At 75.5% G+C, this 1569-nt stretch carries 1 protein-coding gene and 1 pseudogene; both read right to left on the bottom strand.

Going from position 1 to position 1569, the window contains the following annotated elements; genetic code table 11:
* Positions 1 to 1265: polysaccharide deacetylase family protein (locus KBX39_RS30815; protein ID WP_210873914.1), on the bottom strand; the 1265-nt coding region annotated here is incomplete at its 3' end.
* A pseudogene (locus KBX39_RS30810) lies at positions 1258 to 1569 on the bottom strand (hypothetical protein); the annotation flags it as partial. The pseudogene KBX39_RS30810 and the gene KBX39_RS30815, both read right to left, overlap by 8 nt.

The following is a 1569-nucleotide window of genomic DNA, read 5'->3' as shown; positions in this document are numbered from 1 at the left end:
ACCGAGACCGGTTCGGTGACCGGCGGGCCCCAGGACCAGTCGCGGCGACGGCGGCGGCGCGCGTGCCGCGGGGCCACGACGAACAGCAGCAGGGTACGGCCGATCGTGAGCACCCCGACGAGAACGAAGAAGACGCCGAGCACCCCGAACATGCCGTCGGCGACGCGTACCGCGCCGACCAGCACGTGGCCCCGCAACCGCTCGTCGAGCGGGGCCGCCGTGTGCCCGCCCACCGGGCCGGACACACCCGCGGCCGCGAGCGTCTGGTTGAGTCCCTCGCTGACGGTGGTGAAGCGGTAGCCGCGTTCCAGCATCGCCGGGATGTAGCGGTCCAGCGCGGCCACGGTGCCGGCCCGGTCGCCGCCCGAGTCGTGCCACAGCGCGATGGTGCCGGCCGTCCCGTCCGGCGTGGCGTTCGCGATCATCTCCTCGACCGGGAGCAGCTCCCAGTCCCGGCTGTCGACGTCGTTGACGACCGTGAGGTAGCCCAGCTCGCCCGCCTGCCGCAGCATCGGCCAGTCCCGGTCGGTGTACGCGTCCGCCCGGGACGAGTACGGGAAGCGCAGCAGCGACGTCCGGACACCTGTGGTGCTGGCGATGGCGAGCTGCGTCTGCGCGTACTCCAGTTCGCGCCGCCACTCCGGCAGCGCGGCGAGGTCGGGATGGGTGAACGTGTGCACGCCCAGCTCGTGGCCCTCGGCCACCAGCCGGCGGGTCACCTCCGGGTTTCTGACGACCTGCGAACCGATGACGAAGAAGGTGCCCTTGACCTGGTACTTGTCCAGGACGCGCAGCACCTCCGGCGTCCACCGCGGGTCGGGTCCGTCGTCGAAGGTGAGCGCGACGGTGCGCGGCGGCAGGCGGTGCGACTGGGTCCGGCCCTCCGCGCCGACGTTGACGATCGGGCCGCCGCCGACCACCGAGCTGGGGACCTCCCGCTGGCTGCCGGGCGTCACCCGGTTGTCCGGTACGAACGCGGCGTTCGTGTACGCCTCGACGACCAGCAGACCGCCCAGGACGACCACGACCATGGCGACCAGGGCCCAGCTCGGCCGGGGCAGGAGACGCCGCCCACGGGACCGGCGCGCGCCGGGGATCTGCCGCACGCCGGGGATCTGCCGGACGTCCAGCACGGCTGTGGGCGCGTCGTCCGGCTGCCGCCCGGCCCGGTGCCGGCGGGCGGCCCGCACACGGCGGGGGTCCAGCGTGACTGTGGGCTGCTCACTTGTCTGCGGGTTCGGGCGGGCGGGCGCCTGGTCACTCATCGGCGGGCGCGACCGGCGCGGCGGGCGGGTCGACAACCGCCGGCGGGTCGACAACGGGCGGCGGCACCTCGGCGGTGGGGGCGGTGGGCGGCGCGGTGGTGGCCGGCGTCTGGACGGGCCGGGGCGCGGTCGGTGCGGTCCGGGTCGGCCGGGGATACCGAGGGCTCGGCGGGACCGTGGCGGCGGGGGCGACGGAGGTTGCCGGCACCCGCACCGGCGCGGTGCGGATGTCGGTGGGCGTGTCCGGCGTGGCACGGGTCGGCGCGGGGGTGTCCGACGGTTTCGGCGAGGGCAGCCGCTGCTC

Origin of the sequence: Micromonospora sp. D75, from assembly GCF_018070405.1 — a bacterium.
Taxonomy (GTDB): Bacteria; Actinomycetota; Actinomycetes; order Mycobacteriales; family Micromonosporaceae; genus Micromonospora; species Micromonospora chalcea.
The sequence above is the reverse complement of the archived record's forward strand: the minus strand, read 5'-3'. Positions and strand labels throughout refer to the sequence as shown.